Origin of the sequence: Limnohabitans sp. MORI2 (genome assembly GCF_027925025.1) — a bacterium.
Lineage (GTDB): Bacteria > Pseudomonadota > Gammaproteobacteria > Burkholderiales > Burkholderiaceae_C > Limnohabitans.
In genome coordinates, this window is record NZ_AP027058.1 from 2,532,611 (window position 1) to 2,558,698 (window position 26,088).

At 59.0% G+C, this 26,088-nt stretch carries 29 protein-coding genes; 9 read left to right on the forward strand and 20 right to left on the reverse strand.

The window, feature by feature from the left end:
• Positions 1-26 precede the first annotated feature (26 nt).
• From QMG27_RS12145 to QMG27_RS12155, 3 genes are read right to left on the reverse strand one after another with little or no spacing between them, the layout of a single operon-like run.
• The gene (locus tag QMG27_RS12145) at positions 27-251 is read right to left on the reverse strand and encodes a BrnA antitoxin family protein (protein WP_281811674.1); all 225 of its coding nucleotides are present in this window, start codon (positions 249-251) and stop codon (positions 27-29) included.
• Position 252: 1 nt separating this feature from the next.
• Positions 253-534: a BrnT family toxin gene (locus tag QMG27_RS12150; protein WP_281811676.1), complete on the reverse strand. Its 282-nt coding sequence runs from the start codon at positions 532-534 to the stop codon at positions 253-255.
• A gap of 47 nt (positions 535-581) precedes the next feature.
• Positions 582-1,283, reverse strand: coding sequence for a glutathione S-transferase family protein (locus QMG27_RS12155; protein WP_281811678.1), 702 nt, complete (start codon positions 1,281-1,283; stop codon positions 582-584).
• A 247-nt stretch (positions 1,284-1,530) separates the two neighbouring features.
• Here QMG27_RS12155 and uvrA point away from each other — a divergent pair, with 247 nt between their 5' ends.
• Both uvrA and QMG27_RS12165 read left to right on the forward strand, forming a co-directional pair.
• Positions 1,531-4,500 (forward strand): excinuclease ABC subunit UvrA, encoded by a 2,970-nt coding sequence (gene uvrA / locus QMG27_RS12160; protein ID WP_281814663.1) that lies wholly within the window; start codon positions 1,531-1,533, stop codon positions 4,498-4,500.
• 11 nt (positions 4,501-4,511) lie between these two features.
• Positions 4,512-5,144, forward strand: coding sequence for a CYTH domain-containing protein (locus tag QMG27_RS12165; RefSeq protein ID WP_281811680.1), 633 nt, complete (start codon positions 4,512-4,514; stop codon positions 5,142-5,144).
• Between the two features lie 20 nt (positions 5,145-5,164).
• Here the strand turns inward: QMG27_RS12165 and pyrF are convergent, their stop codons facing one another.
• Positions 5,165-6,007, reverse strand: coding sequence for an orotidine-5'-phosphate decarboxylase (gene pyrF, locus QMG27_RS12170; RefSeq protein ID WP_281811682.1), 843 nt, complete (start codon positions 6,005-6,007; stop codon positions 5,165-5,167).
• 23 nt (positions 6,008-6,030) lie between these two features.
• Between pyrF and QMG27_RS12175 the strand changes: the two genes are divergently transcribed.
• Positions 6,031-6,930, forward strand: a complete 900-nt coding sequence (locus tag QMG27_RS12175) for an EamA family transporter (protein WP_281811683.1) — start codon at positions 6,031-6,033, stop codon at positions 6,928-6,930.
• Between the two features lie 14 nt (positions 6,931-6,944).
• On the opposite strand, the gene QMG27_RS12180 is transcribed toward QMG27_RS12175, so the two are convergent.
• From QMG27_RS12180 to tsaB, 3 genes are read right to left on the reverse strand one after another with little or no spacing between them, the layout of a single operon-like run.
• Entirely contained in the window at positions 6,945-7,886 is a 942-nt protein-coding gene (locus tag QMG27_RS12180) for a uracil-DNA glycosylase (RefSeq protein ID WP_281811685.1), read from the reverse strand.
• Positions 7,887-7,898: 12 nt separating this feature from the next.
• On the reverse strand, positions 7,899-8,363 hold the full coding sequence (gene rimI, locus QMG27_RS12185) for a ribosomal protein S18-alanine N-acetyltransferase (RefSeq protein ID WP_281811687.1): 465 nt from the start codon (positions 8,361-8,363) through the stop codon (positions 7,899-7,901).
• A gap of 18 nt (positions 8,364-8,381) precedes the next feature.
• Positions 8,382-9,203, reverse strand: coding sequence for a tRNA (adenosine(37)-N6)-threonylcarbamoyltransferase complex dimerization subunit type 1 TsaB (gene tsaB, locus QMG27_RS12190; RefSeq protein WP_281811689.1), 822 nt, complete (start codon positions 9,201-9,203; stop codon positions 8,382-8,384).
• A gap of 33 nt (positions 9,204-9,236) precedes the next feature.
• Here tsaB and dacB point away from each other — a divergent pair, with 33 nt between their 5' ends.
• A complete protein-coding gene (gene dacB / locus QMG27_RS12195) occupies positions 9,237-10,763 on the forward strand; it encodes a D-alanyl-D-alanine carboxypeptidase/D-alanyl-D-alanine-endopeptidase (RefSeq protein ID WP_281811691.1) in 1,527 nt (508 codons plus the stop codon).
• A gap of 15 nt (positions 10,764-10,778) precedes the next feature.
• Positions 10,779-11,054, forward strand: a complete 276-nt coding sequence (locus QMG27_RS12200; protein ID WP_281811693.1) for a SemiSWEET transporter — start codon at positions 10,779-10,781, stop codon at positions 11,052-11,054.
• Here QMG27_RS12200 and QMG27_RS12205 read toward each other — a convergent pair.
• The 4 genes from QMG27_RS12205 to purE are packed head-to-tail and all read right to left on the reverse strand — an operon-like array spanning position 11,051 to position 14,640.
• Positions 11,051-11,923 carry an SGNH/GDSL hydrolase family protein gene (locus QMG27_RS12205; protein ID WP_281811695.1) on the reverse strand — a complete coding sequence of 291 codons (873 nt, stop codon included), beginning with the start codon at positions 11,921-11,923 and terminating at the stop codon, positions 11,051-11,053. The genes QMG27_RS12200 and QMG27_RS12205 overlap by 4 nt on opposite strands.
• A gap of 30 nt (positions 11,924-11,953) precedes the next feature.
• Positions 11,954-12,964, reverse strand: a complete 1,011-nt coding sequence (locus QMG27_RS12210; RefSeq protein WP_281811697.1) for an L-threonylcarbamoyladenylate synthase — start codon at positions 12,962-12,964, stop codon at positions 11,954-11,956.
• Positions 12,965-14,152 carry a 5-(carboxyamino)imidazole ribonucleotide synthase gene (locus QMG27_RS12215; RefSeq protein ID WP_281811699.1) on the reverse strand — a complete coding sequence of 396 codons (1,188 nt, stop codon included), beginning with the start codon at positions 14,150-14,152 and terminating at the stop codon, positions 12,965-12,967.
• Entirely contained in the window at positions 14,149-14,640 is a 492-nt protein-coding gene (gene purE, locus QMG27_RS12220; protein WP_281811701.1) for a 5-(carboxyamino)imidazole ribonucleotide mutase, read from the reverse strand. The genes QMG27_RS12215 and purE overlap by 4 nt, the downstream gene beginning before the upstream one ends.
• Positions 14,641-14,686: 46 nt before the next feature.
• Between purE and trxA the strand changes: the two genes are divergently transcribed.
• Positions 14,687-15,643 (forward strand): thioredoxin, encoded by a 957-nt coding sequence (gene trxA / locus QMG27_RS12225; protein ID WP_281811703.1) that lies wholly within the window; start codon positions 14,687-14,689, stop codon positions 15,641-15,643.
• Positions 15,644-15,659: 16 nt separating this feature from the next.
• Here trxA and QMG27_RS12230 read toward each other — a convergent pair whose 3' ends face one another.
• From QMG27_RS12230 to pyk, 3 genes are all read right to left on the reverse strand, one after another.
• Positions 15,660-16,553 (reverse strand): phosphoribosylaminoimidazolesuccinocarboxamide synthase, encoded by an 894-nt coding sequence (locus QMG27_RS12230; protein WP_281811705.1) that lies wholly within the window; start codon positions 16,551-16,553, stop codon positions 15,660-15,662.
• A 3-nt stretch (positions 16,554-16,556) separates the two neighbouring features.
• Positions 16,557-17,621: a class II fructose-bisphosphate aldolase gene (gene fba, locus QMG27_RS12235; RefSeq protein WP_281811707.1), complete on the reverse strand. Its 1,065-nt coding sequence runs from the start codon at positions 17,619-17,621 to the stop codon at positions 16,557-16,559.
• Positions 17,622-17,740: 119 nt separating this feature from the next.
• A complete protein-coding gene (gene pyk, locus QMG27_RS12240) occupies positions 17,741-19,174 on the reverse strand; it encodes a pyruvate kinase (RefSeq protein ID WP_281811709.1) in 1,434 nt (477 codons plus the stop codon).
• A 237-nt stretch (positions 19,175-19,411) separates the two neighbouring features.
• Between pyk and QMG27_RS12245 the strand changes: the two genes are divergently transcribed.
• On the forward strand, positions 19,412-20,497 hold the full coding sequence (locus QMG27_RS12245; RefSeq protein WP_281811711.1) for a fatty acid desaturase: 1,086 nt from the start codon (positions 19,412-19,414) through the stop codon (positions 20,495-20,497).
• A 71-nt stretch (positions 20,498-20,568) separates the two neighbouring features.
• Entirely contained in the window at positions 20,569-20,940 is a 372-nt protein-coding gene (locus tag QMG27_RS12250; protein WP_281811713.1) for a surface-adhesin E family protein, read from the forward strand.
• Here QMG27_RS12250 and QMG27_RS12255 read toward each other — a convergent pair whose 3' ends face one another.
• Positions 20,941-22,134: a phosphoglycerate kinase gene (locus tag QMG27_RS12255; protein ID WP_281811715.1), complete on the reverse strand. Its 1,194-nt coding sequence runs from the start codon at positions 22,132-22,134 to the stop codon at positions 20,941-20,943.
• Between the two features lie 91 nt (positions 22,135-22,225).
• Positions 22,226-22,975 (reverse strand): SDR family oxidoreductase, encoded by a 750-nt coding sequence (locus QMG27_RS12260; protein ID WP_281811717.1) that lies wholly within the window; start codon positions 22,973-22,975, stop codon positions 22,226-22,228.
• Between the two features lie 113 nt (positions 22,976-23,088).
• Here QMG27_RS12260 and QMG27_RS12265 point away from each other — a divergent pair, with 113 nt between their 5' ends.
• Positions 23,089-23,475 (forward strand): hypothetical protein, encoded by a 387-nt coding sequence (locus tag QMG27_RS12265; RefSeq protein ID WP_281811719.1) that lies wholly within the window; start codon positions 23,089-23,091, stop codon positions 23,473-23,475.
• On the opposite strand, the gene QMG27_RS12270 is transcribed toward QMG27_RS12265, so the two are convergent.
• From QMG27_RS12270 to def, 4 genes are read right to left on the reverse strand one after another with little or no spacing between them, the layout of a single operon-like run.
• Positions 23,476-23,826, reverse strand: a complete 351-nt coding sequence (locus tag QMG27_RS12270) for an AzlD domain-containing protein (protein WP_281811721.1) — start codon at positions 23,824-23,826, stop codon at positions 23,476-23,478.
• Positions 23,823-24,554 (reverse strand): AzlC family ABC transporter permease, encoded by a 732-nt coding sequence (locus tag QMG27_RS12275; RefSeq protein ID WP_281811723.1) that lies wholly within the window; start codon positions 24,552-24,554, stop codon positions 23,823-23,825. Before QMG27_RS12275 ends, QMG27_RS12270 begins: the two co-directional genes overlap by 4 nt.
• Positions 24,554-25,522 (reverse strand): methionyl-tRNA formyltransferase, encoded by a 969-nt coding sequence (gene fmt / locus QMG27_RS12280; protein WP_281811725.1) that lies wholly within the window; start codon positions 25,520-25,522, stop codon positions 24,554-24,556. The genes QMG27_RS12275 and fmt overlap by 1 nt, the downstream gene beginning before the upstream one ends.
• Positions 25,523-26,029 (reverse strand): peptide deformylase, encoded by a 507-nt coding sequence (gene def / locus QMG27_RS12285; RefSeq protein ID WP_281811728.1) that lies wholly within the window; start codon positions 26,027-26,029, stop codon positions 25,523-25,525.
• Positions 26,030-26,088 lie beyond the last annotated feature (59 nt).

The window sequence follows — 26,088 nt, forward strand, 5'->3', positions numbered from 1 at the left end:
ACAAGGAGCAGTCGTCTACTCAGCCGTTAAACGGCTTGGGGCCATTTGATTTCTAACTTGCGGTGATTGGCCAAACAATCACGAAGGTACAAATTGATCAAGCTTTGGTAAGGAATATTTGACTCCTCGGCCATGCTTTTAAAGTAATCCACTACATCCTCTGAAAGTCGCATGGTCACGGGCTTTTTCAGCTTGGACGCATATGGATTTTTGCGAGCCTTCAGTTTGGAGAGATCGTATTCAGCTTTCATGTCAGCCACCTTGGTAAAACACACGCTCGCGTTTGGTTGCTTGGCGCGCCGAGATGATGCGGACCACCTCACCCCCTTGGCGCTCACAATGACAAACGAGCAGCAATCTAGCGCCTGAGCTCATGCCCAGCATCAAAAAACGTGCCTCATCCGAGGAGTGCTCTTCGTCAAAAAACTGCACCGCAAATTCGTCATAAAAAACTGATTTCGCTTCATCGAAAGAAACTTGGTGCTTCTTTTGATTCGCAGTCGCTTTGGCAGCGTCCCACTCGAACTTAATCATATTTACATTGTATGTACAATTTTTGATAAATCAAATTTCTTTTTTCGTTACGCGAAGAAACGGCTTTGGACACGCTGGGCATACGACACAAGATTTTTGTGCAACTTAGCCTGTCTCAACAGTGGCGTGTCAAAGTGCTCGCACAGACATGCGAGCACAAAAGCGCCCGCACTGGCATCTGCCGCACAAGGCGATGCGCCACCCAACCAATCGGCATCGCCCAGCACTTGAGCCAGCGCGTCAATGTCGCGGCAAGCCAACTGCGCAATTTCAGCCTCGTTGTGTCGCCCCATGCCTTGGGCGTGCAGCATCTTGCGAGTTTTGTTTCTCATGGCCGTGCGAACCAAGGGGCGAATCAGCGCAGGCACTTTGTTAAAGAAAGTCGCTGGGCCTTTGTTGAAGTTCTCGTCCACCATCCAACGGAAATACACCACAGCGAAATACAGGTGCTCTTCGCACATCTTCTCCACCGCCCACGTCACACCCTTTTGCTGCGGGGTCAAATGCGCGTCTAAATCAAGCCCGTACTTTTGCTCCAGATGCAAGCGAATCAATGTCGAGTCAGCCACCGTCACCCCGTCATCCACGATGAACGGGCGCTTGCCTTTGGGGCCAAGGTTGGGGCCGCCCGCAAACACGTCTGTGGTGTAAGGCAAGCCAGACAGCTTGAGCAATGCCATCGCCTTCATCACGAAAGGGCTGGGATCGGGTTGGCCGAATGCGGGGCCGAAGGTGTGCAGGGTAATCATATGAAGGGCTCTTTGTTTTGTTCACAGCATCCGGCTCACTCTACTCGATATGTCATTACTTTTTATTACAAAATCATTCTCCATCCACTAGCGAACGCTTGCTTGTGTCCCACCTCGCCGCAAAACATCTAGCCCCGCATTCGCGTCCGCGCTTGCCGCCCACTATCATGGCGGGTTGCCCTTTGATGGACCCAAAACCGTGACATCCCCCAACGACGGCGCTTATTTAGGCCACCACCCTTCTGCTTTGCGACACATCAGCGTTCGCGGGGCGCGCACGCACAACCTGAAAAACATCGACCTCGACATTCCGCGCAACCAGCTGGTGGTCATCACAGGTTTGTCGGGCTCGGGCAAATCGAGCCTCGCGTTTGACACGCTGTATGCCGAAGGCCAGCGCCGCTATGTGGAAAGTCTTTCGGCCTATGCCCGCCAGTTTTTGGGCCGCTTGGACAAGCCCGATGTGGACCTGATTGAAGGCCTGTCGCCCGCCATCAGCATTGAGCAAAAAGCCACCAGCCACAACCCGCGCTCCACCGTGGGCACGGTGACCGAAATTCACGACTACCTGCGCCTGCTGTTTGCCCGCGCTGGCACGCCCTATTGCCCCGACCACAACCTACCGCTGCAATCGCAAAGCGTGACGCAGATGGTGGACGCCGTCATGGCCCTGCCCGAAGACACCAAGCTCATGCTGCTCGCGCCCATCGCGCGCGACCGCAAGGGCGAATACAGCGAGGTGTTTAACCAGCTGCAAGCGCAAGGCTATGTGCGCTTTCGCATTGGTGGCCAGGTGTACGAATACGACGACCTGCCCGAGCTGAAGAAAACCGAGAAGCACGACATTGACGTGGTGGTGGACCGCATCAAAGTGCGCCACGAAGCGCCTACCGCCCCCGTAGCGCCAGTCGCGCCTAGCGTGGGCGACGTGGCCGTCACCCCGCCCACACCCGGCCTGCGCCAGCGCTTGGCCGAGAGCTTTGAAGCCGCGCTGCGCCTGGCCGAAGGCCGCGCCATTGCGCTGGAGATGGACACGGGCGTAGAGCACGCCTTCAACGCCAAATTTGCCTGTCCGCAGTGCAGCTACACCATCAGCGAGTTGGAGCCGCGCCTGTTCTCGTTCAACTCGCCCGTGGGCGCTTGCCCTGCGTGCGACGGCTTGGGCCATCAAGACTTTTTCGACCCCACGCGTGTGGTGGCGTTTCCGTCACTGAGCCTGGGCAGCGGAGCCATCAAAGGCTGGGACCGCCGCAACGGCCACTACTTCAGCCTGATTGAGAGCTTGGCCAAGCACTACAAGTTTGACCTCGACCAACCGTTTGAAGACCTCAGCCCCGAGGTACGCCAAGTGCTGCTGTATGGCTCGGGCGACGAAGAAATCAAATTCAACTACGGCGCAGATGGCGGCAAGAAGATGGCCAAGAAGCATCCTTTCGAGGGCATCTTGGTCAACATGGAGCGCCGCTACCGCGAGACCGACTCCCCCGTGGTGCGCGAAGACCTCTCGCGCTATCGCGGGGTGCGCGCTTGCACGTCGTGCGAAGGCACGCGCCTGCGCCGCGAAGCACGCCATGTGCGCGTGGGCGAAGGCGACCAAATGCGCGGCATTTACGACATCAGCCACACCACGCTGGGCGAATGCTTTGGCTACTTCAACACGCTGCAGCTGCACGGCGCAAAAGCCGAGATTGCCGACAAAGTGGTGCGCGAAATTGCCTCACGCTTGAAGTTCCTCAACGACGTGGGCTTGAACTACCTCAGCCTCGACCGCAGCGCCGACACGCTGAGCGGCGGCGAAGCGCAACGCATTCGCTTAGCCAGTCAAATTGGCTCTGGCCTCACCGGCGTGATGTATGTGTTGGACGAACCCAGCATTGGCCTGCACCAGCGCGACAACGACCGACTCATCGACACCCTCAAACACCTGCGTGACATTGGCAACAGCGTCATCGTGGTGGAGCATGACGAAGACATGATTCGCGCCGCCGACTACTGCGTAGACATGGGCCCCGGCGCGGGCGTGCACGGCGGCCGCGTGATGGCCCAAGGCACCCCCGCCGAGGTGGAAGCCAACCCCAATTCGCCCACAGGCAAATACTTGGCTCAAGTGCTGCGCATTGACGTGCCCAAAACGCGCCAGCCGTTTTTGCCTGTGCCGCCTGACGAACTCGCCCTGCAACGCAAGCTCGACAAAACAGCGCCTGCACACCAAGTCATCCGCATCAGCGGGGCGCGGGGCAACAACCTCAAAAACGTCACGGCTGATTTCCCCGTGGGCTTGCTCACCTGCGTCACCGGTGTGTCGGGCTCGGGCAAATCCACGCTCGTCAACGACACGCTGTACACCGCGGCGGCGCACACCATTCACCGCGCGCATGACGAGCCTGCCGCGCACGACGAGATCACCGGCCTCGACTACTTTGACAAAGTCATCAACGTCGACCAGTCGCCCATTGGCCGCACACCGCGCAGCAACCCCGCCACGTACACGGGCCTGTTCACCCCCATTCGCGAGCTGATGGCCGAAGTGCCCACCGCCCGCGAACGCGGTTACGGCCCAGGGCGCTTTAGCTTCAACGTGCCTGCGGGCAGTGGCGGTGGCCGCTGCGAAGCCTGCCAAGGCGACGGCATGGTGAAAGTGGAAATGCACTTCTTGCCTGACGTGTACGTGCCCTGCGACGTGTGCCACGGTCTGCGCTACAACCGCGAAACGCTAGAGGTTTTGTACAAAGGCAAAAACATCGCGCAGATCTTGGACCTCACGGTGGAAGACGCTTTGCTGTTCTTCAACGCTGTGCCCAACATTGCGCGCAAGCTGCAAACCTTGATGGATGTGGGCCTCTCCTACATTCAACTCGGCCAAGCCGCCACCACGCTGTCGGGCGGCGAGGCGCAGCGCGTCAAGCTGGCGCTAGAGCTGAGCAAGCGCGACACCGGCCGCACCCTTTACATCTTGGACGAGCCCACCACGGGCCTGCACTTTGCCGACATTGCTCTGCTGCTGAAAGTGCTGCAACACCTGCGCGACGCGGGCAACACCATCGTCATCATCGAGCACAACCTAGACGTCATCAAAACCGCAGACTGGCTGATTGACATGGGCCCCGAAGGCGGTAGCGGTGGCGGCACGGTGGTGGGCGTGGGCACGCCGGAGGAGTTGGCGGCTAATCCGGATAGCTTTACGGGGAAGTATTTGAAGCGTTTGCTGAGGTCATAACTTAACCAGCCATGTCCACCGAAACCGAACTCAAGCTCACCCTGCTCGCCCACGATGTGCCCGCTCTGCTGGCGCACCCGCTGCTGGCCACGCCGCCTAAAGTGCAGTGGCTGCGCAACACGTATTTCGACACGCCCAGCCTCGCGCTCAAAGCGGCGCGCATGGCGGTGCGCGAGCGGTTGGCGGGAGATCAGTGGTTGCTCACGGTCAAGACGGCGGGACAAAGCGCGCACGGCGTGTCGCGCCGCCAAGAGTGGGAAGGCCCCACCACGCCCGGCGCGTTGGACTTTGCGGCACTGGTGACCGACAGCGCCTTGGCCGCCCAGCTGATGGCGCTGCGCGCCGAGTTGCAGCCGTTGTTTCGCACCGACTTTGAACGCCACAGCTGGGTGGTGAGCCACGCAGGCGCGAGCATTGAAGTGGCGCTCGACCAAGGCCACATCACCGTGCCGGGCACGGACTTGAGCGAAGCGATTTTGGAGTTGGAGCTAGAGCTGCTCAGCGGCCCCGACACCGCGCTGAACGCCTTGGCCGATGCGCTGCGCCACACGCCCAATGGGGTGATAGCGCTCACGCCCTCGGACCTGAGCAAGGCGCAGCGGGGGTTGGCGTTGTGGAGCAAGCCACCTCACGCGGCTGCGTGAGCGACCTGCACAAGGAAAGCTTAGGCCGCCTTGGCCGCTTCCAAAGTCGCGCGCGTTTGTTCGGCCACTTGGCGAGCGGCTTGCGCGAAGTCTGCGCCCTTGGACGCATAGAGCACCGCACGCGATGAGTTGACGATGATGGGGCCGGTGGTCGTGTCGCCGCTCACACGCAAACCAGCTTTGACGGTAGCCACCGCATCACCACCTTGTGCACCCACACCTGGGATCAGCAAAGGCACTGTGGGTGCAAGTTCACGCACACGCTCAATTTCTTTGGGGTAGGTTGCGCCCACCACCAAACCCAATTGGCCGTTAAGGTTCCACGGGCCTTGGGCCAATTTGGCAATGTGCTCGTACACACGGGGCTGCCCGTCAACCGAGGCGAGGTGTTGGTTTTGCAAGTCGTCCCCGCCGGGGTTGGACGTGCGGCACAGCAAGAACGCGCCTTTGCCGTGGTACTTCAAGTAGGGCTGCACCGAGTCCCAGCCCATGAAGGGCGAGAGGGTGACCGCGTCTGCACCGTAGCGCTCGAAGGCTTCAATGGCGTATTGCTCGGCGGTGCTGCCAATGTCGCCACGTTTGGCATCCAAGATGATCGGCACATGGGGCGCGACGCGGCGCATGTGTTCCATCAAACGCTCCAACTGACCTTCAGCGCGGTGCGCGGCGAAGTAGGCAATTTGCGGTTTGAAGCTGTTGACCAAATCAGCCGTGGCGTCCACGATGGCGGCGCAAAAGTCGTAAATCTTGTTCGAATCGCCCTTGATGTGATCGGGAAACTTGGTGGGTTCGGGATCGAGGCCCACGCAGAGCATGGAGTTGTTTTGGCGCTCTGCGGCGCTGAGCATGTCAAGGAAGGTCATGCGGTGATTTTAGAAGGCTTACCATGCACGCCATGTCAGCCCTGCCTCATCTCACCCGCCGCCAGCTTTGGACGCTCATCACCCTCACTTTGGTGTGGGGCTTGAACTGGCCCATCATGAAGTTTGGCGTCACAGGTTTTCCACCGCTCACGTTTCGCAGTTTGTCGATGTTGATCGGCTTGCCTGTGCTGGGCTTGGCGTTGGTGCTGATGAAAATTCCGTTTCGCATTCCGCGCGAGCACTGGCGCGAGTTGTTCACGCTGGCTTTGTTCAATATGTTTGTGTGGCATGTGCTGGTGATCTTGGCGTTGCCCATGCTGTCGAGCGGACGCGCGGCCATCTTGGGCTACACCATGCCCATCTTCTCGGCCATTTGGGGCGTGATTTGGTTCAACGCGCCTTTGCGTGCGCGGCAATGGTTGGGTGTCGCAGCTGCAGGTATTGGCGTGTTGCTGCTGCTGTGGAATGAACTAAGCCACTTGTCGGGCCAGCCTGTGGGTGTGCTGATGGTGTTGGTGGCTGCGTCCACATGGGCCTATGGCACGCAGCGCCTGCGCCACACACCGATGCCCGTGCCCACGCTGACCATTGCGTTTTGGATGACTGCCATGACCACGGTACTACTGACGGTGATGGCCTGTGTGTTTGAGCAAGACCGCTGGCAAGTGCCTGCGCCAAGCACGCAATGGTCGATTCTTTACAACGCCTTGGGCGTGTTTGCGTTTGCTCAGGCAGCGTGGCTCACCTTGGCGCGTGGCTTACCACCTGTGGCCTCCACCTTGAGCGTGATGTTCATTCCGGTGTTGGGCGTGTTCAGCGGTGCATGGTGGCTAGGTGAAGTACTGCACTGGCAAGACTGGACCGCCGTTGTGCTGATGGTGGTGGCGATTGCTTCTGTGCTTTGGCCGGCAAAGTCGTCTTAACCAGCGAAAGAAACTTATTCAGACCCGCGAAGGTGCGCCATCGCCAAACACAGGTCCGCCCACACCTTGGCCTTCTCTGGCAAGTTGCGCAACACGTACGCGGGGTGATACGTCACCACCACCGGCACGTTTTGATATTGGTACACGCGGCCACGTAGTTTGCCCAGCGGCGTGGTGTCGACGTCGGGTTGCGCATCACGCAGCAAGGCCTGCACAGCGAAGCGGCCCATGGCCAAAATCATTTTGGGTTTGAGCAAGGCCACTTGGCGCTCGAGGTAGGGCAAGCACTGCGCCACTTCTTCGGGCTTGGGGTTGCGGTTGCCAGGGGGGCGGCACTTGAGCACGTTGGCGATGTACACGCCACCGCCCTCTGCCGTGCGTTCGCCGGTGCGTGACAGTTTCATCGCACCCAGCATGTTGTCGAGCAGCTTGCCCGCTTGGCCCACGAAAGGCTCGCCTTGCAGGTCTTCGTTTTCACCCGGGGCTTCGCCCACGATGAGCCAATCCACTTGAGGGGCTTGACCCTCGGCAGCAGGGGCACCCACACCAAACACCGTGTTTTGGCGCGAGCCGCACAGGGTGCAGGCTTGGCACGTCGACACTGTGTTGTGCAAGGCTGACCAATCCATTTGGTCAATGCCTTCGGGGCGTTGAATGACGATGGGTGCAGGCTCTGCCTTTGCCGCCGGCGCAGGCATGTGTCGCGCTGCGGTGTCATAGCCCGCTGCATTCGCGATGGCTTGTGTCGTCAGCTCGCTGGCAGCAGCAAAGCTTTGCGCTTCTTCTGCATGGGCTTGCATCACGGCCTCGGCGGGCACAGATGCCGACGTGTCAGCCGCCAAAGTTTCCACCGCAGGCGCAACCATCACCGCCGCCTCGGACATGGGCGACCACACGCGCACGCCCATTTCGGCGAGCATCGCGCGTTGGCGTTTGTCCAAGTGCAAGGTGTCCATAGGGGGTGTAGCTTACAACGTCATCGACATGACCACCGCATGCTCGCGCTGGCCGTGGTCGGCGGGGTAATAGTTTTTGCGCTCGCCCACGCGGCGATAGCCATAGCGCTCGTACACCTGCATGGCGCGGGCATTGCTCACGCGCACTTCTAGCCACAGGCATTGGGCGTTGCGCCCGCGTGCCCAAAGCGCGAGCGCGTCGAGCATGAGCACGCCGTAGCCTTGGCCTTGAAACTCGGGCGCAACGGTGATGTTGAGCAAGTGCGCTTCTTCCACGCCCTCCATCGCCACAAAGTAGCCAATCAAGGTGTCGCCGCCCACGAGCGCCAGCAACTGGTAACCCGACTTGATGCAATCCGAAAAATTACCCCGAGTCCACGGATGGGCATAGGCGCTGTTTTCGATGCGCATCACCTCGTCGAGACGCGCTTCGGTGAGCGGCTCTAAGCGAACTTCAGGTTTTGAAACAGCGGTCATCGAACGATGTACGAAAAATTAACGTGTTGTTGCCGCTGCTTGCGCAATTTGTGCTGCCTTGATTTGCATGCGCTCGTCGGTGGTCTGCGCTACTTTGTCGCGGATGTACAGCGGCAGCGCTTCTTCTGGTGGCACGGCTTGACCCGCGGCCCATGCAGCAGGCGCAAGGCGCAGCAGCGCAGCAGCAGTGGGCAAGGCCATACGCTGCGTCGCCGTGAGCGCAGCGGGCCAACGGCCTGCGTACACAGGCCATGCGTTGCCTGCGGCGATGAAGCTGTCTTGCGACCAATCGGCGGGCCAAGTCAAAGACTCTGGGGCGTGCAGCTCAGGGGCTTGAACGCATCGCCACGCGCCGCTCAGCTGGCTGGACGTCTGTTTAGATGAATCATTCAGCGCGTCTGCAGGCGGTGTGGATGCTTGTGGCATGAATTCATAAGCCGCCACATACACCTGCTCCATGCGCGCATCCATCACGGCCAACACGCGAGTCACGGGTGCTTCACCCGCAGTTTCGGCTGACACACGCGCCTCTTCCGCCACGGCCAACAAAGTATCAATCGGCAACACGGGCAAGTCAGCGCCAAAGGCCAAACCTTGCGCCACCGAGCACGCCGTGCGCAAGCCCGTGAACGCGCCAGGGCCACGGCCAAACACCACGGATTGCAAATCCGTTAAGGCCAAGCCCGCTTCTTTCAACAAGGCCAAAGTTTGCGGAATCATGTGCGTCGACGTGAGCGCACCGCCTGCGCTGGTGTGCGTCCACATCTGTGTACCGCGTGACACGGCAAGCGAAAGGGTGTCGGTGCTGGTCTCTAACGCCAGCCACTGGTTGGTGTGCATGGGGCTGATTATCCCAGCCGTGATAATTTGGCCATGACCTGCTTGCACATGCCCTCTTTGCATTCACTCACACCCCGCATCAGCCCTGCACGGTGGCGTTATGTGGGCGCACCGTTGGTATGTACGTTCGCGGCTGTTGTGATGTGCACCGCTGCGCTCACAGCCCACGCAGCACCTCACTCAAAAGCTATTCGCAGCGAGCCCCCCAAACACACAGCAGGGGACATCGGCCAATTGCCACCCGAGGTCATGGCCGCGCTGCAACGCGCCAAAGTGCCAAGCGACAACTTCCATGTGATGGTGGTCGACACCCAAGCCACCAGCACGCCGCGCCTGAGCCACCAAGCGCAAGTGCGCGTGAACCCAGCGTCCTTGATGAAGCTGGCCACCACCACGGCGGCACTCGATACGCTTGGCCCCGCGTTTGTGTGGCGCACACCAGTGTACGTGGACGGCCCCGTGCGTGACGGCGTGTTGCAAGGCAATGTTTACATCAAAGGCAGCGGCGACCCGCGCTTTGTGGTGGAACGCTTGTGGCTGTTGATGCGACGTATTCAAGGCTTGGGCATTCAAAAAATTCAAGGCGACATCGTGCTCGACCGCAGTGCGTTTGATGTGCCTGCGCGTGATGCCGCCAGCTTTGATGGCGAGCCCCTGCGCCCCTACAACGCCGCACCTGATGCGCTGCTGCTCAACTTCAAATCGCTACTCATTCAGTTCGTGCCCGACCGCTCTGCCAATGTGGCGCGTGTGCAGATTGAACCGCCCTTGGCAGGTGTGCAATTCCCTGCCACAGTGCCACTGAGCAATGGCGATTGCAGCGACTACCGCAGCGCTTTGCGTGCCGATTGGAGCGACCCCACACGCATCCGCTTTGCTGGCAACTTCCCCGCGGTGTGCGGCGAAAAAATGTGGCCCATCGCCTACGCCGCACCTCAACAATTTGCGCAGCGCGCCATCGCAGGCATGTGGCAGCAGGTGGGTGGCCAACTGAGCGGCCAAGTGCGCGATGGCAACGTGCCTGCCAACTTGCAGCCCGCGTTCCAAATGGAATCCGCCAGCTTGGCCGAGACCATTCGCGACATCAACAAATACAGCAACAACGTGATGGCACAGCATGTGTTTCTCACACTCAGTCAACAGCAGCGCGGCGTGGGCAGCTTTGACGCGTCGCGTGAACTGATGCAACGTTGGTGGCACGAGCGCGTGGGTGGCGATGTGCCCACGTTTGACAACGGCTCGGGCCTGAGCCGCGAAGAACGCATCAGTGCTCAAGCCTTGGCACGTTTACTACAGGTGGCGTGGGCCTCACCCACCATGTCTGAACTGATGAGCTCGCTGCCAGTCACGGGCTTAGACGGCACGATGAAACGCAGCAAAGCACAAGCCAGCGCCCACTTGAAAACCGGCAGCTTGCGTGATGTGGCGGGTGTAGCAGGCTATGTAGACACGGCCAGCGGCAAACGCTTGGTGGTAGTCGCTGTTCTGCACCACGCCAATGCCAACGCCGCACGCCCTGCACTAGACGCCATGATTGACTGGGCCGGCAAGCAGCCCTGATTTTGAAAGACAAGAATGAACTACACCGAATGGATCGGCTACGCCGCCGCCAGCCTCACCACCGCGAGCTTTGTGCCACAAGCATGGCTCACGTTCAAAACACGCGACGTGAGCGGTATTTCATTGGGGATGTACAGCGCGTTCACCCTCGGCATTGCGCTGTGGTTGGCCTACGGCTTGCTGATCGAAGCTTGGCCCGTGGTGATTGCCAACGTGATCACGCTGGTGTTGGCGGCCAGCATTTTGGTGATGCGCTTGCGCTTTGGGCGCAAGGCATCAGCCATGGATTAACGCCAGCCTTGGCGTGTGGCATTGAACATATAGCTCGCCACCCAACGGTTGCCGGCGGGCGTTAAGTTCACGCCATCGGCAAACAAGTAGTTGCTGTCGCTGGACTGAGGGCCGCAACCCGTGAGAGTGGAAGCCGAGCCACAAATGGGTGCAGTAGAGTTGGCAAACACGCCAACCACACCGCGAGACACATAGTCATTGAATGTGGATGACAGCCCAGCGCCACCAAAAATAACAGGGTTGTAGCTATAGCCAGCTCGGCTCACATACCTCTGCAAATCACCAGCCACTTTGGCGTTGAATTTGGCTGTGGGTGAGGTGGTGAGATCCAGCGCATAGGTACCACGCAAGCTCGCGGCATACGGTGTCAACGAGAACTCCAGCGGCTGCATGATCAGGATGTGTTTTGCGCCATCCGCAATCAGCTGCTCGATTTGCAACGTGAAAGCATCTGCAGCAGCTTCAGCCGCAACTGTGGGGTTGGCAGCGCCATAAGCGGCCTTGATGTCTTCTGTGCCTGCAGTGACCACGATCAAGTCTGTCGCGGCAAAACTACCACCCACCGCGCTTTTGGCGGCGCTGATTTGTGCCGTCAAGGAACTGATGTTGCTGCCACTGGCCGCATAGCTGCTGACATTGCTAGAGGCTGTGCCAAACCAAACTGCCACTTGCGCCACCACGGATTCCACCGTGCCCGTTCCTCGCACGGTGTAGATGCTGCTTGTGGTGTCGTTGTACGCGTCGCCAAGGCCAATGATGCGTGTCGGCACAAAAGGATCGACCGTATGGCTGGCCCCGCAGGCTGACAACAGGGCGGCCGCCAACACGGAGCAAAAGGCTTTGAGGGTTCGACTAAAAATTGGGTTCATCACAGGCTCTCTTTTGAGTACTGCATTAGTTTAACGAGTTGGCGCGGCTGCCCGCGTGAGGCGGTCTCGCACCCCATCCCATGGCGGGGTCAAGGGCGGAATTTCAACCCAGATGTGCGCGACGCCTTGGGCATCAAAGCTTCGCAATTGGGCAAACAGTTGGTGTGCACAGTCTTGAGCCGATGCCGGCATCGCTTGGCATTTGAACAGACCGGCGCTGCCGGGTGGTATGCGCACAGCACTGCCAGACCAGATGGCAACTGCACCCTGGGTCTGCGCATGTGCATACGCATCCACTGCTTTTTGCAGGTCCGTTGCGGTCATGAGTTGCACTTTGGCTGTGGGTGCGTAATGCGATTCAAGTGTGCCTGAGGCACGTGGTGCATCCGCATCGGGTGCGTGGGGGGTGACAACCGCAACACCACAAGCAGCACTGAGCTGCTGGGGCGTGAGCACACCGGGACGCAGCAACACAGGGACACCGCGCGTGCAGTCGACGATGGTGGACTCGATGCCTACCTCGCACGCGCCGCCATCGATGATGAGCAAGCCCTCGCCAAATTCACCCGCCACATGCGCGGCGGTGGTGGGGCTGACGCGGCCAAACAGATTGGCGCTGGGCGCGGCCACACCATACACGCCCAAGGCTTGAGCGGCTTGCAGCACGGCACGGGCTGTGGCGTGCGATGGGCAGCGCACGCCTACTGAGTTTTGACCACCCGCAGCAGCAGCGGCCACTTCGGGGCGACGGGGCAAGATGAGCGTCAAGGGGCCGGGCCAAAACGCATCCATTAAGCGCTGCGCAAAGTCAGGGATGCTGGATGCGAAACGCGTCACCTCTTGCGCGCTGGCCACGTGCACGATGAGTGGGTGGTTGGCAGGACGGCCTTTGGCTTCAAAAATTTTGGCCACGGCTTGGTCGTTGCCTGCGTCAGCGGCTAGGCCGTAGACCGTCTCGGTGGGCAAGCCCAACAACTCACCGCGCTGCAAGGCTTGTGCAGCGGCGGTGATAGAGCTAGGGAGTTGGCCGTCGAGGATCATTTAAAACGCGGCGATACCCAAAATGGCCGCCGCCTGCAAAGCCACAGCACGCGCAGCCTCGGGCGTGGCGGCAGTGATGTTGAGATGACCCATCTTGCGAGCCTTGCGCGCTTCACGCTTGCCGTACAAATGCAGGTGCGTGCCGGGCAGCGCCAGCACTTGTGCCCATGCGGGTTCGGTTTGTGTGTCGCCATGGGTGAACCACAAGTCGCCCAGCAGGTTAAGCATGATGGCTGGGCTGTGTTGGCGCGGTTGCGTCAAGGGCAGGTCGGCCATGGTGCGCACTTGCAGTTCAAACTGCGACACATCGCAAGCGTCTTGGCTGTAGTGGCCGCTGTTGTGCGGGCGGGGGGCGATTTCGTTGACCACCAAATGGCCATCGGCCAACACAAAAAATTCGACGCACAACACGCCCACGTAGTTCAGCTCTTGCGCCACCGCTTTGGCGGCGGTGATGGCTTGGATCGCCAGCGCCTCGGGCACGTTGCCCGCAAACACTTCGGTCACGGCCAAGATGCCATCGCGGTGCAGGTTGCGTTGCACGGGCAAGTTGACCATCGCACCATCGCGACCACGGGCGATGATGACGGAACACTCGCTGGCCAAGGGCAGCATTTTTTCGAGCACGCAAGGCACTTGGCCGAGCTTGGCCCAACCAGCGTTGAGCTCGTCACGCGTGGTCACGCGCAGCTGGCCTTTGCCGTCGTAGCCCATGCGCGAGGTTTTCAAAATGCCGGGCAATAAGTTGTCTGCTTTGGCTGTGTCGGTCAGCAGCGCCGCGAGTTGCTCGGCTGTGTCGATCACTGCATGCGGAGCTACAGGCACACCGCAGGCCACAAAGTGCGCCTTCTCACGCGCACGGTCTTGCGCCACGGCCACAGCGGATGCAGCGGGCGACACGGGCAAACTAGCAGCAAGTTGCGCCAGCGCGTCAGCGGGCACGTTCTCAAACTCGGTGGTCACCGCTTGGCAAGTGGTCGCGAGTTGCTTCAAACCAGCTGCGTCCAAGTAATCGGTGTGAATGTGGTGATGGCTCACCAGCCCTGCGGGGCTGTGTGCATCGGGGTCGAGCACCGCCGTGTTGTAGCCCATGCGCTGCGCCTCGTGCGCCCACATGCGGCCCAACTGTCCACCGCCCAAAACGCCCAAAGTTGAGCCGGGTGGCAAAGGTTTCAGCGTGGCGCTCATACGGGTGGCAGGGCCATGTTGCGGGCCACTTCGGTTTGGGCCGCGCGGAAGGCTTGCAGTTTGTCGGCCAGCGCGGCATCCGTCGATGCCAGCAAGGCCACCGCAAACAACGCTGCGTTGGCCGCACCTGCATTGCCAATGGCAAAGGTGGCCACGGGAATGCCTTTGGGCATTTGCACAATGCTGTGCAACGAGTCCACGCCTTGCAAATGTTTGCTGGCCACGGGCACGCCCAACACGGGCACGATGGTTTTGGCGGCGATCATGCCGGGCAAGTGCGCTGCACCGCCCGCACCCGCGATGATGGCGCGCAGGCCACGGCCTTGGGCAGCTTCAGCGTAGGCAAACATGTCGTCGGGCATGCGGTGGGCAGAAACGACGCGGGTTTCAAAAGAGACGCCAAATTCTTGGAGAATCTGGGCTGCATGTTGCATGGTGTCCCAATCAGAGTTGGAACCCATGACGACACCGACTTGGCACTGGGTCATGATGTGGCTGTGTGTGAGCAAAAACGAATTTTAAGACGGGACCCCCATGATTGATGTGACGATGGCAAATTTCGAGACCGATGTGATCGCGGCCTCTCAAACCACCCCCGTGTTGGTGGACTTCTGGGCCGATTGGTGCGGCCCCTGCAAATCGCTCGGCCCTGTGCTGGAAAAACTCGAAGCCGACTACCAAGGGCGTTTCACGCTGGTCAAAATCAACGCGGACACCGAGCAACAACTGGCTGGCGCGTTTGGCGTGAAGAGCCTGCCCACTTGCATCTTGCTCATGGGTGGCCGCCCTGTGGACGGCTTCATGGGCGCCTTGCCCGAGGGCAAAGTGCGCGAATTCTTGGACAAGCATTTGCCATCTGACAGCGACTTGGCCGCGCAAGCCGATGCGCAAGAAGCCGAGCAGCTCATCCACGCAGGCGACGCACATGCCGCCATTGCCAAACTGCAAGAGGCCTTGAGCCTCAACACGACTGACGATGAGACCCGTTACAACTTGGTCAAGTTGCTCATCTCGGTGGGCGAACTCGAAGAAGCCGAAGCCACGCTGCACCCGAAGCTCAGCGAAATTCCGTTGCAACTGCGCTTTGATGCGCTCAACTACTGGCTGCAGGCTTTGCAGTTTGTGTCGACCGACCCACGCGCCGAATGGACGTTTGAACAATTCGATGCCGCCATCGCCCAAAACAAACGCGACTTCGACACCCGCTTGGCCAAAGCCCGCGTGTTGATTGCCGCCGAGCTGTTTGAAAACGCGATGGAAGAACTGCTTGAAATCATCATGCGCGACAAAACGTGGAACAACGAAGTGGCCCGTAAAACCTATGTGGCCATCCTCGAATTGCTCACGCCACCCAAGCCCAAAACAGAAAATGCCGCCGTCGGTAAAACCGCAGGCGGCATCGAGTTAACGGGCAAAGCTGCGGTCCAAGAAGACCCCGTGTTGGAGATGATTTCTCGCTACCGCCGCAAGCTCAGCATGGCGCTGAACTGATCGCGGCAAAAGGGGCTTAATCCTTCAACCGCTCCCAGGCCTCTTGGTACTTGGCGGCGGTTTGGGCGATCACCTCTTGCGGCAAATGCGGCGCGGGAGGCGATTTGCTCCAAGGCTTGCCTTGCACTTGCGCGGTTTCTAGCCAATCGCGCAAGAACTGCTTGTCGTAACTCGGTGGGTTCACGCCTTCTTGGTAACTGTCAGCGGGCCAGTAGCGCGATGAATCGGGTGTGAGCACCTCGTCCATCAACACGAGGTTGTTGTTGGCATCCAAACCAAACTCAAACTTCGTGTCGGCAATGATGATGCCTTTGGCCGCCGCCACGTCACGCGCGGTTTCGTACAAGGCGATGCTGACGGTTTTGATTTTCTCGGCCAAGCCGCCACCAATCATCTCGACCACTTGTTCGTAGGTGATGTTCTCGTCGTGATCACCCACGGCCGCTTTGGCAGCGGGTGTGAAGATGGGCTCTGGCAACTTGCTGGCATTCTTCAAGCCTTTGGGCAACTTGACGCCGCACACCGCTTGGTTTTCTTGGTATTCGGCCCAGCCGCTGCCTGCCAAATAACCACGCACCACCGCTTCCACAGGGATGGGCTTCAAGCGTTTGACCAGCATGGAGCGGCCTTTGACCTGCGCCACTTCGTCTGCGCTCACCACGCTCTCGGGCGCTTCGCCTGTGAGGTGGTTGGGGCAAATGTGACCGAGCTTGCCAAACCAAAACAAGGCCATCTTGGTCAGCAATTCGCCCTTGCCGGGAATGGCCTCGCCCATGATGACGTCAAACGCGCTGATGCGATCAGACGCGACCATCAAGATGCGGTCGTCGCCCACCGCGTAGTTGTCACGCACTTTGCCGCGTGCGAGCAAAGGCAAAGAAGTAAGCGCAGAGGTGTGCAGTGCTGACATGGATTACTTCACCAACTGAGCGAGTTCGCCCTTGGCGTACTTGGCTGCCACCACAGAGAGGCTATCGCCCTTGACCTTTGCACCTTGGCCTTCACAACCGAATTCCAAATAGCGTTGCTTGCAAATGTTCATCGCGGCTTCGCGGGCTGGCTTGAGCCATTCGCGGGCGTCGAATTTTTCTGGGTTCTCAAACATGAACTTGCGCGCCGCAGCCGTCATGGCCAAGCGGATGTCGGTGTCGATGTTGACCTTGCGCACGCCGTGTTTGATGGCTTCTTGAATTTCAGACACAGGCACGCCGTAGGTCTGTTTCATCTTGCCGCCGTATTGGTTGATGAGGGCCAGCAGGTCTTGCGGCACGCTGCTAGAGCCGTGCATGACCAAGTGGGTGTTGGGAATGCGTGCGTGAATTTCTTTGACGCGGCTGATGGCCAAGATGTCGCCGGTGGGCTCGCGGGTGAACTTGTATGCACCGTGGCTGGTACCGATGGCAATCGCCAAGGCATCGAGCTGCGTGGCCTTCACAAACTGTGCAGCTTCTTCTGGGTCGGTCAGCATTTGGCTGTGGTCGAGCTTGCCTTCTGCACCGATGCCGTCTTCTTCACCGGCTTCGCCAGTTTCCAAGTTGCCCAAGCAACCCAATTCGCCCTCGACCGACACGCCCACTTTGTGCGCCATCGCCACCACTTGTTGGGTGACTTGCACGTTGTACTCAAAGCTCGATGGCGTTTTGCCGTCTTCCATCAACGAGCCGTCCATCATGACGGAGCCAAAGCCAAGGTCAATCGCGCCTTGGCAAACCTTAGGCGATGTGCCGTGGTCTTGGTGCATGACCAAAGGAATGTGTGGGTAGGCTTCGGTGGCTGCTTGAATCAAATGCTTGATGAAGGGCTCGCCCGCGTATTTGCGTGCGCCAGCACTGGCTTGCAAGATCACCGGTGCGCCCACGGCGTCAGCAGCGGCCATGACGGCTTGCACTTGCTCCAAGTTGTTGACGTTGAAAGCTGGAATGCCGTAACCGTGCTCTGCAGCGTGGTCCAAAAGTTCGCGCATCGATACGAGTGCCATGGGGGAATCCTCAAAAATTAAAAACTGATCTAACTGCTAGCAATTTTAAAGGCCGCAGCATCGCACCCAGCTGACAGGCGCGAAGGCCCGCCAGCTTTGCATCTCGATGATTTTGGGTGTCAGCGCACTTCGCAAATACGCAGCATGTTGGTACCGCCGGGCGTGCCCATCGGGTCGCCGCAGGTGATGGCGTACACGTCGCCCGTGTCCACGATTTCACGCAGCTTCAGATGCGCTTCGGCTTGCGCCAACGCGGTGTCGCGGTCGGCGCTGGTGTCCATCAACAAGGGGCGCACATTGCGGAACAAAGCCATGCGCCGTTGCGACGCCACTTTGGTGGTCACCGCGTAGATGGGGATGTGAATGCGATGGCGGCTCATCCACAAAGCGGTCGAACCCGATTCGGTCAAAGCCACGATGGCTTTGCAACCCAAGTGGTGAGCGGTAAACAGAGCACCCATCGCAATGGTTTGGTCAATGCGGGTGAAGGTTTGGCCTTGAAAGTCCGCGTCCAACTCCACGTCTTCGGCGGCCTCGGCAGCGGCGCAAATTTTGGACATTTCTTGCACGGTTTCGAGCGGGTATTTGCCTGCGGCCGTTTCGGCGCTGAGCATCACAGCATCGGTACCGTCAATCACGGCGTTGGCCACGTCACTCACTTCCGCGCGGGTGGGCACAGGGTTGGTGATCATGCTCTCCATCATTTGCGTGGCGGTGATCACCACTTTGTCGTGCTCGCGGGCGAGTTTGATCATGCGTTTTTGCAGAGCCGGCACTGCCGCGTGACCCACCTCCACGGCCAAGTCACCACGCGCCACCATGATGCCGTCGCTGGCCTTCAGAATTTCGTCCAGCAGCGGAATCGCCTCGGCACGTTCAATCTTGGCAATCAGGCCCGGCTTGTGTTTGTACTCAGCACCGGCCACGTTGGCGAGTTGGCGCGCCATTTCCATGTCCGTCGCGTTTTTGGGGAAGCTCACGGCGAGGTAGTCGGCTTGGAAGCTCATCGCGGTTTTGATGTCTTCCATGTCCTTGCCAGTCAGGGCTGGTGCGGTCAAGCCACCGCCTTGTTTGTTGATGCCTTTGTTGTTGGACAACTCGCCACCAATCTTGACGGTGGTGTGGACTTGCTCACCACGCACTGCATCGACCGTCAACACAATCAAACCGTCGTTGAGCAACAACAAGTCGCCGGGCTTCACATCGCGAGGCAGCTCTTTGTAGTCCAAGCCCACGCCTTGCAAATCGCCGGGTTCGGTGCGAGAGGCGTCGAGCACAAACTTGGCGCCGTTCTCGAGCATGACCTTGCCATCCACAAACTTACCCACGCGAATTTTGGGCCCCTGCAAGTCGGCCATGATGGCCACTTCGCGGCCCGCGCGGGCGGCGGCTTCGCGCACCAAACGGGCGCGGTCAATGTGGTCTTGGGCTTTGCCGTGGCTGAAGTTCAGGCGCACCACGTTCACGCCAGCGCGAATCATCGCCTCTAACAGAGCGGGGTCGCTAGAGGCGGGGCCTAAAGTGGCAACAATTTTGGTGGCGTGACGGGCCATGTGCGTGTCTCCTGTTGGTTTTAGTTTGCTTGATTCTTACATGTTTGAAAGCCACATTCGCGTTGGTTTTCAGCACACAAACCCTTGCAAACGCACCCTTTATGTCTCCTTTACGCGCCATAGCCTTTGCTTAACAACGGGTAAACACCCATTATTTAGGCTTCTGCGGCGATAATCATGGGAGTAATTGATGCAAATCAGTGCACATCTGCACCGGCTACCTAAGATTCACTTCCTATGACCACACATATCCAACCCATTCTTCCCGGCGAACCGATGCCTCACCGCAAAGTCATGCGCGAGTGGCTAATCCCTTTGGCTGAGCGCACCACCCTGCGCGCCATCGTGATGCTCGTCGTTGACCTCGTGCTGTGGGGCGCTCTCATGGCCGGTACTGTTTTGTTTGAATCTTGGTGGGCCAAGCTCTTGAGCGGCTGCGCAGCAGGTTTCGTGATTGGCCGTTTGTTCATCATCGGCCACGATGCTTGCCACCAAAGCCTCACACCCCACCGCACCCTCAACAAGTGGTTGGGCCGCATTGCGTTCTTGCCTTCGTTAACCGCCTACAGCTTGTGGGACATCGGCCACAACGTGGTGCACCACGGTTACACCAACCTCAAAAACTTCGACTTCGTGTGGGCCCCTTACACCCCCGAAGAGTTTGCCGCCCTGAGCAAGTGGGAACAACTCAAAGACCGCGTGTACCGCAGCGGCTGGGCGCCTGGCCTGTACTACATGATCGAAATCTGGTGGAACAAGATGGTGTTCCCCAACGAGAAGAACATGCCTACACGCCGCCCCATCTTCACCAAAGACTGCTTGCTCATCACCGCTTTTGGTGCCGCTTGGGTGGCTGTCATGGTGTGGGCTGCGATTGCAACCGACCAAACCATTGGCTACATCTTGTTGATGGGTTTTGTGGTGCCTTTCTTCTTCTGGGTGACCATGATTGGTTTCGTGGTGTACGTACACCACACCCATGTGGACGTGTCTTGGCACGAAGAGCGCACAGGCTGGTCTAAAGCGTCGCCTTTTGTGTCAACCACCGTGCACTTGACCTTCCCCTTCAACATCGGCGCGTTGATGCACCACATCATGGAACACACTGCGCACCACTTGGACATGAGCATCCCTCTGTACAAGTTGAAACAAGCACAAAGCAAACTCGAAGAGTTGCTGCCAGAGCGCATCATCGTTCAGCCCTTCTCTTGGAGCTGGTATGTGCAAACCGCGCGCGACTGCAAGCTGTACGATTTCAAGACTGACAGCTGGATGACCTACGACGGCAAGGTCACTAGCCCCCGCGCTATGAAAGCTGCTTAACCAGCCAAGCCACCTCAAGCCCCGCAACTTCACACGAATTTGCGGGGCTTTTTCTTGTACGCTTCACACCCATGAAACGCTTTGTCTTGTTTTCGCTTTTGCTGGCCTCGGCTGCTGCACACGCCATGTGGGTGACTGTTACGCGCAACGAAATAGCCACGGTCTACATCGACTCTATGTCGATTGAAAAGCTAGGCTACAACCGTCGCGTGTGGGTGGTGTATGACCTGACCAGCCCCGACAAAACAGGACAACAGTCGGTCAAATCACACATCGACTACGACTGCACCGAAGGCAAATACAAAACCCTCAGCGCCAGCAGCCACCCCAACAAAATGGGCAACGGCCCCGCCATCAAAGCGCTGCCCGTGCCAGAAGGCTGGCGTCCTGTAAGCCAAGACGCCATGAGCCGACAGCTGTTTGCGTTTGCTTGTGCTTGGTAATTAACCCGCAGCGCGCTTGGTCAAAATTTCAAACGCGGGCAAGGTCTTGCCTTCGAGCACTTCCAAGAAAGCACCACCACCGGTAGAGATGTAGCCCACTTGTTTGTCGATGCCGTACTTGGCAATCGCTGCCAAGGTATCGCCACCGCCAGCGATGCTGAAAGCGCTGGATTCGGCAATCGCGTGTGCAATGGTTTTCGTGCCGTTCTCAAACGCAGCAAACTCGAACACGCCCACAGGGCCGTTCCACACAATGGTGCCGGCCGCTTTGAGCTGCTCGGCCAGCTTGGCTGCTGTCTCTGGGCCAATGTCCAAAATCATGTCGTCGTCGGCCACGTCGGTGGCTTTCTTCACAGTAGCTGGGGCATCGGCTGCAAAAGTTTTCGCGGTTACAACGTCAGTGGGAATTGGCACTTCAGCACCACGAGACTTCATCAACTCGATCACGGCCTTGGCTTCGTCCACCAAGTCGTGCTCAGCCAAGCTCTTGCCGATGTTCAAGCCAGCGGCGAGCATGAAGGTATTGGCAATGCCGCCGCCCACAATGAGCTGGTCTACGTTGTTGGCCAAGCTCTTCAAGATGGTCAGCTTGGTCGACACCTTGCTGCCGGCCACGATGGCAGCCAGTGGGCGTTTGGGGTTGGCCAAGGCTTTGGTGATGGCGTCAATTTCTGCTGCGAGCAGAGGACCTGCGCAAGCGATAGGCGCGTATTGCGCGATACCGTAAGTGGTGCCTTCGGCGCGGTGCGATGTGCCAAACGCGTCGTGCACAAAGATGTCGCAGAGTGCGCCCAACTTGCGGGCCAATTCGTCGTTGTTCTTTTTTTCGCCCTTGTTCACGCGGCAGTTTTCCAGCAGCACCACATGGCCGGGCTCAACGTCCACACCGTCCACCCAGTTAGACACCAGCGGCACGCGACGTCCGAGCAACTCGCTCAAACGCTCAGCCACGGGGGCCAATGAATCTTTAGGCTTGAATTCGCCTTCGGTGGGGCGGCCCAAGTGCGATGTGACCATCACCGCTGCACCCACTTCGAGCGCCATGCGAATGGCAGGCACGCTGGCACGGATACGCGTGTCTTCGGTGATCTGACCATCATCGTCTTGCGGCACGTTCAGGTCGGCGCGGATGAAAACACGTTTGCCTTTGGCCGAGCCGTTGGCGCACAAATCAGAGAAGCGAATGACGTTCATAGAAGTAAGCGGTAAAAGTTAAAAACTACCGCTATTCTAAAAGTTCAGCCTTGCGCGAAATTGGCAATCTAGGCTGTGCGCTTCAGGCCCTTTAACCACGCCCCACAAACGGCATTTTGGTGGCCATCACGGTCATGAAGAGCACATTGGCCGACAGCGGCAAACGCGCCATGGCCATGAAGGTGTCGACCACGCCCTGCATGTCCATGCGGGCCTCGGGCTTGACGCTGCCATCGGCCTGCAGCGCGCCTGCGGCGAACTTCTCGGTCATGTCGCTGGCCACGTTGCCAATGTCAATCTGCCCCACCGCAATGTCAAACGCACGGCCATCGAGTGCGGCCGCTTTGGTCATGCCCGTGATCGCGTGTTTGGTGGCCGTGTAGGCGATGGAGCCGGGGCGTGGCGCGTGCGCCGAAATCGAACCGTTGTTGATGATGCGACCACCTTGTGGGTTTTGCGTTTTCATCAACTTGAACGCGTGCGAGAGGCAATAAAACGCGCCATTGAAATTCACATCCACTGACTTACGCCAGTCTTCGCCCGACAAATCGCCAGGCATGGTGGCGGGCAAAAATACACCCGCGTTGTTGAACAGCAAATCCAAACGGCCAAAGTTGGCGCGCACCTGTTCAAACAGCTTGGCCACTTCGTCTTCATGACTTACGTCACACGGCACGGCCAGCGCATTGCCTGCGTGTCCGCCCGCTGCTTGCACAGTGGCTTGCAACGCGTCGGCGCGCCGCCCCACCAACACCACCTTCCAACCTTCGGCCAACAAGGCTAAGGCACATGCTTTGCCAATACCAGAACTGGCGCCTGTGACGAGTGCGATTTTGCTCATGGGGATGCTCCTGTGTAATGCCTTGATTGTGAACAAGCTGGCGGCACGTTCAAGCCACGATTGTCTCGTGCGCGAAAGTCTGCCCACGCCAGAGCCAAGTAAAGTAGTGCCCTATGAATCCAATTTTCAACAAAGTCATCCTCTTCACCGACACCGACGGCTTCGCGCGTTTCCGCGAGGAAACGGTCGAACTCACCGAGGGCAAACCACAAGCGCGTCTGTCGCCCCTCATGGCCAGCGGCGGCATGCAGCTGCGCCGCAGCCCTGTGGGGTTTCGCAGCGACTTTCATTGCACCGACAACCCGCAGTGGTTGTTTGTTTTGGAAGGTCAGATGGAAATTTTTTTGCAAGACGGCACGTCGCGCATCTTTGGCCCGGGCGAGCACTTTTACTCGGCTGATGTGTTGCCTGCAGGTGCCACGTTTGACCCCAAGGTGCACGGGCACTGGAGCCGCCAAGTGGGGCCTGACGAGCTCGTCACGCTCTTTGTTCGCGGCTAATTACCAACCAAGCCCCAAGTGCAGCGGTAAATAAACGCCCATGCCCAAGATGATCGTGAGCAACACATTGCGCTTGGCAAAGTAAACCGCCACGCCCACTGCTGCCGCAAAAATGCGGGCGTCTTGCCAAGTGGCGATCAGCTCGCCTTGCGTCATCACAATCTCGGGCACCACCACGGCTGACAGCGCGGCGATGGGTGCGTATTGCAAGCCGCGTTGCGCCCAATGGGGCAAGTGCCATTCGGTGTTGCTTAAAAAGAAAAAGCAGCGCGTGACCACGGTGATGATGGCTAAGCCGACGATGACCCACAGCGTCCATGCGTCGGTCACGTTCAAGTCGGTGCTGCTCATGCAAGCCTCTCTTTCGCGGCCTTGAGCTGCTCTGCCATCAAACACGCGAACACCGCCATGAGAATGGCTACCACGATGTTGAGTTTCAAAGGCAAGGCGTACGCCAGCACCGCCACAATGCCGGCCACGATGGCCGACAACACACGCAAACGCGAGCTGGCCAACGAGCATTGAATACCCAACAAACACAAGATGCCCGCAAAGCCCAAACCCCATGAGGTGGGAATGGCGTTGGCCAAGGCAATGCCCAACAAGCTGCACGAAATCCAGCTGGTCCAGTTGGCAAAACTCAAACCCGCCAAATAGGCTTGTTGTGTGAGGCGTCCTTCCTCGGTGTTCGCAGGGTGTGCGAAACGGCGAGTGAACAACACATAGGTGGGATCGGTGTTGAAGTACCCCGTCACGATGCGCGGCCAACGCGGCAAGTGCATGAGGTAGCCACGCATGTGCAAGCTAAACACCACAAAGCGCAAGTTCACACAAAATCCCGCAGCCAACACCACCCAAGCAGGCGCGCCAGCCACGATGAGTGGCGTTGCCGCCAACTGAGAGCTACCGGCATACACCACCAAAGTCATGAACACAGCCTCAAACACGCTCATGCCCGACTTGACCAAAGCCACGCCGGTCATGAGTGCCCATGCAATTTGGCCAAAGGCTTGCGGCGCGAGGTCGCGCATGCCGAGTTTGAACTCAGGGTGTTGATACAGATGGCGTTGCCAAAACATCAGACGTTGAACCGCTGGCCCGCTGTGAGCACGAAGCCACGCAAAAAGTCAGCGGCGTTAAGGCGCTTGCCGCCTGCACGCTGCAGCTCGGTCACGCACAACACGCCCTCGCCGCAAGCCACGCGCACGCCGTGCTCGTCGGCGCTCAGCACTGTGCCTACGGGCTTGTTGTGCGCGGTGTTTTCCACAGAAGCGCGCCATAGCTTGATCACGTCATCACCCAACTGAGCGGATGCCGCAGGAAAAGGGTTGAACGCACGCACGCGCTGGCCAATGGTTTGGGCCGAGTCGGCCCACTTCACTGCCGCTTCGGCTTTTTCAATTTTGTGGGCGTAGGTGATGCCCGCTTCGGGTTGTTTGACGGGTTGCAACTTGCTCATCTGCGCATCGGCCAAAGCACGCACGATCAAGGCGCCGCCCATATCTGCCAAGCGGTCGTGCAAAGTGGCAGTGGTGTCATCTGCGGCGATGTCGAGCACATCGGTCAGCAGCATGTCGCCGGTATCAAGACCCGCATCCATTTGCATGATGACCACGCCCGTTTGCGCGTCGCCCGCTTCAATCGCGCGGTGAATCGGTGCAGCGCCGCGCCAGCGGGGCAAGAGCGAGGCGTGAATGTTGAGGCAGCCCAAGCGTGGCGCATCGAGCGTCCACTGCGGCAGGATGAGGCCATAGGCGGCCACCACCATCACATCCGCTTTCGCTTCGGCAATAGCGGCTTGTGCAGCGGCTGCATCGTCTGGGTATTTGCCGTCCAGACGCAGGCTCAAGGGTTGCGCCACGGGGATGTTGTGTTGCACGGCCAATTGCTTCACCGCCGAGGCTTGCAACTTCATGCCGCGACCTGCGGGGCGGTCGGGTTGGGTCAACACCAATGGCACGGTATAGCCTGCGGCCAAAATTTTGGCCAAGGCCTCAGCCGCAAATTCGGGCGTGCCGGCAAAGATAACGCGAAGCGATGAACTCATTTATTCGCCGTCGCGCTGGGCTTTGAGCAACTTGGTTTTGATGCGGTTGCGTTTCAACGGTGAGAGGTGCTCCACAAACACCTTGCCCATCAAGTGGTCGAGCTCGTGCTGCAGGCACACGGCCAACAAACCATCGGCTTCGATGGTGCGTTCTTTGCCATCAAGGTCGAGCGCTTTCACTTTCACTTCGGTGGCGCGTTCTACACCGTCATAGATGCCAGGCACCGACAAGCAGCCTTCGTCGCCCTTGACGCGCTCGTCGTTCATCCACGTGATCTCGGGGTTGATGAGCACCATCGGTTGATCACGCTCCTCTGAGGTGTCAATCACCACCACGCGCTCGTGCACGTCAATTTGCGTCGCTGCCAGGCCAATGCCGTTGGCGTCATACATGGTTTCCAGCATGTCGGCGACGAGGGTTTTGATGCGGGCGTCAATCTCTTTCACCGGCTTGGCGACGGTGGTGAGTTTGGGGTCGGGGTATCGAAGAATGTCTAACTTGGCCATGGCTCTATTGTCTCTGCTTCTGATCGCAACTTCGCCTCTCGCCGCAATGCCCCCGCGAA

Bases quoted from the DNA above. Each gene is read 5' to 3' on its own strand.
- QMG27_RS12145 (WP_281811674.1), bottom strand. From the start codon at position 251: ATGAAAGCTGAATACGATCTCTCCAAACTGAAGGCTCGCAAAAATCCA.
- QMG27_RS12150 (WP_281811676.1), bottom strand. From the start codon at position 534: ATGATTAAGTTCGAGTGGGACGCTGCCAAAGCGACTGCGAATCAAAAG.
- QMG27_RS12155 (WP_281811678.1), bottom strand. From the start codon at position 1,283: ATGATTACCCTGCACACCTTCGGCCCCGCATTCGGCCAACCCGATCCC.
- QMG27_RS12165 (WP_281811680.1), top strand. From the start codon at position 4,512: ATGTCCACCGAAACCGAACTCAAGCTCACCCTGCTCGCCCACGATGTG.
- pyrF (WP_281811682.1), bottom strand. From the start codon at position 6,007: ATGACCTTCCTTGACATGCTCAGCGCCGCAGAGCGCCAAAACAACTCC.
- QMG27_RS12175 (WP_281811683.1), top strand. From the start codon at position 6,031: ATGCACGCCATGTCAGCCCTGCCTCATCTCACCCGCCGCCAGCTTTGG.
- QMG27_RS12180 (WP_281811685.1), bottom strand. From the start codon at position 7,886: ATGGACACCTTGCACTTGGACAAACGCCAACGCGCGATGCTCGCCGAA.
- rimI (WP_281811687.1), bottom strand. From the start codon at position 8,363: ATGACCGCTGTTTCAAAACCTGAAGTTCGCTTAGAGCCGCTCACCGAA.
- tsaB (WP_281811689.1), bottom strand. From the start codon at position 9,203: ATGCACACCAACCAGTGGCTGGCGTTAGAGACCAGCACCGACACCCTT.
- dacB (WP_281811691.1), top strand. From the start codon at position 9,237: ATGACCTGCTTGCACATGCCCTCTTTGCATTCACTCACACCCCGCATC.
- QMG27_RS12200 (WP_281811693.1), top strand. From the start codon at position 10,779: ATGAACTACACCGAATGGATCGGCTACGCCGCCGCCAGCCTCACCACC.
- QMG27_RS12205 (WP_281811695.1), bottom strand. From the start codon at position 11,923: ATGAACCCAATTTTTAGTCGAACCCTCAAAGCCTTTTGCTCCGTGTTG.
- QMG27_RS12210 (WP_281811697.1), bottom strand. From the start codon at position 12,964: ATGATCCTCGACGGCCAACTCCCTAGCTCTATCACCGCCGCTGCACAA.
- QMG27_RS12215 (WP_281811699.1), bottom strand. From the start codon at position 14,152: ATGAGCGCCACGCTGAAACCTTTGCCACCCGGCTCAACTTTGGGCGTT.
- purE (WP_281811701.1), bottom strand. From the start codon at position 14,640: ATGACCCAGTGCCAAGTCGGTGTCGTCATGGGTTCCAACTCTGATTGG.
- trxA (WP_281811703.1), top strand. From the start codon at position 14,687: ATGATTGATGTGACGATGGCAAATTTCGAGACCGATGTGATCGCGGCC.
- QMG27_RS12230 (WP_281811705.1), bottom strand. From the start codon at position 16,553: ATGTCAGCACTGCACACCTCTGCGCTTACTTCTTTGCCTTTGCTCGCA.
- fba (WP_281811707.1), bottom strand. From the start codon at position 17,621: ATGGCACTCGTATCGATGCGCGAACTTTTGGACCACGCTGCAGAGCAC.
- pyk (WP_281811709.1), bottom strand. From the start codon at position 19,174: ATGGCCCGTCACGCCACCAAAATTGTTGCCACTTTAGGCCCCGCCTCT.
- QMG27_RS12245 (WP_281811711.1), top strand. From the start codon at position 19,412: ATGACCACACATATCCAACCCATTCTTCCCGGCGAACCGATGCCTCAC.
- QMG27_RS12250 (WP_281811713.1), top strand. From the start codon at position 20,569: ATGAAACGCTTTGTCTTGTTTTCGCTTTTGCTGGCCTCGGCTGCTGCA.
- QMG27_RS12255 (WP_281811715.1), bottom strand. From the start codon at position 22,134: ATGAACGTCATTCGCTTCTCTGATTTGTGCGCCAACGGCTCGGCCAAA.
- QMG27_RS12260 (WP_281811717.1), bottom strand. From the start codon at position 22,975: ATGAGCAAAATCGCACTCGTCACAGGCGCCAGTTCTGGTATTGGCAAA.
- QMG27_RS12265 (WP_281811719.1), top strand. From the start codon at position 23,089: ATGAATCCAATTTTCAACAAAGTCATCCTCTTCACCGACACCGACGGC.
- QMG27_RS12270 (WP_281811721.1), bottom strand. From the start codon at position 23,826: ATGAGCAGCACCGACTTGAACGTGACCGACGCATGGACGCTGTGGGTC.
- QMG27_RS12275 (WP_281811723.1), bottom strand. From the start codon at position 24,554: ATGTTTTGGCAACGCCATCTGTATCAACACCCTGAGTTCAAACTCGGC.
- fmt (WP_281811725.1), bottom strand. From the start codon at position 25,522: ATGAGTTCATCGCTTCGCGTTATCTTTGCCGGCACGCCCGAATTTGCG.
- def (WP_281811728.1), bottom strand. From the start codon at position 26,029: ATGGCCAAGTTAGACATTCTTCGATACCCCGACCCCAAACTCACCACC.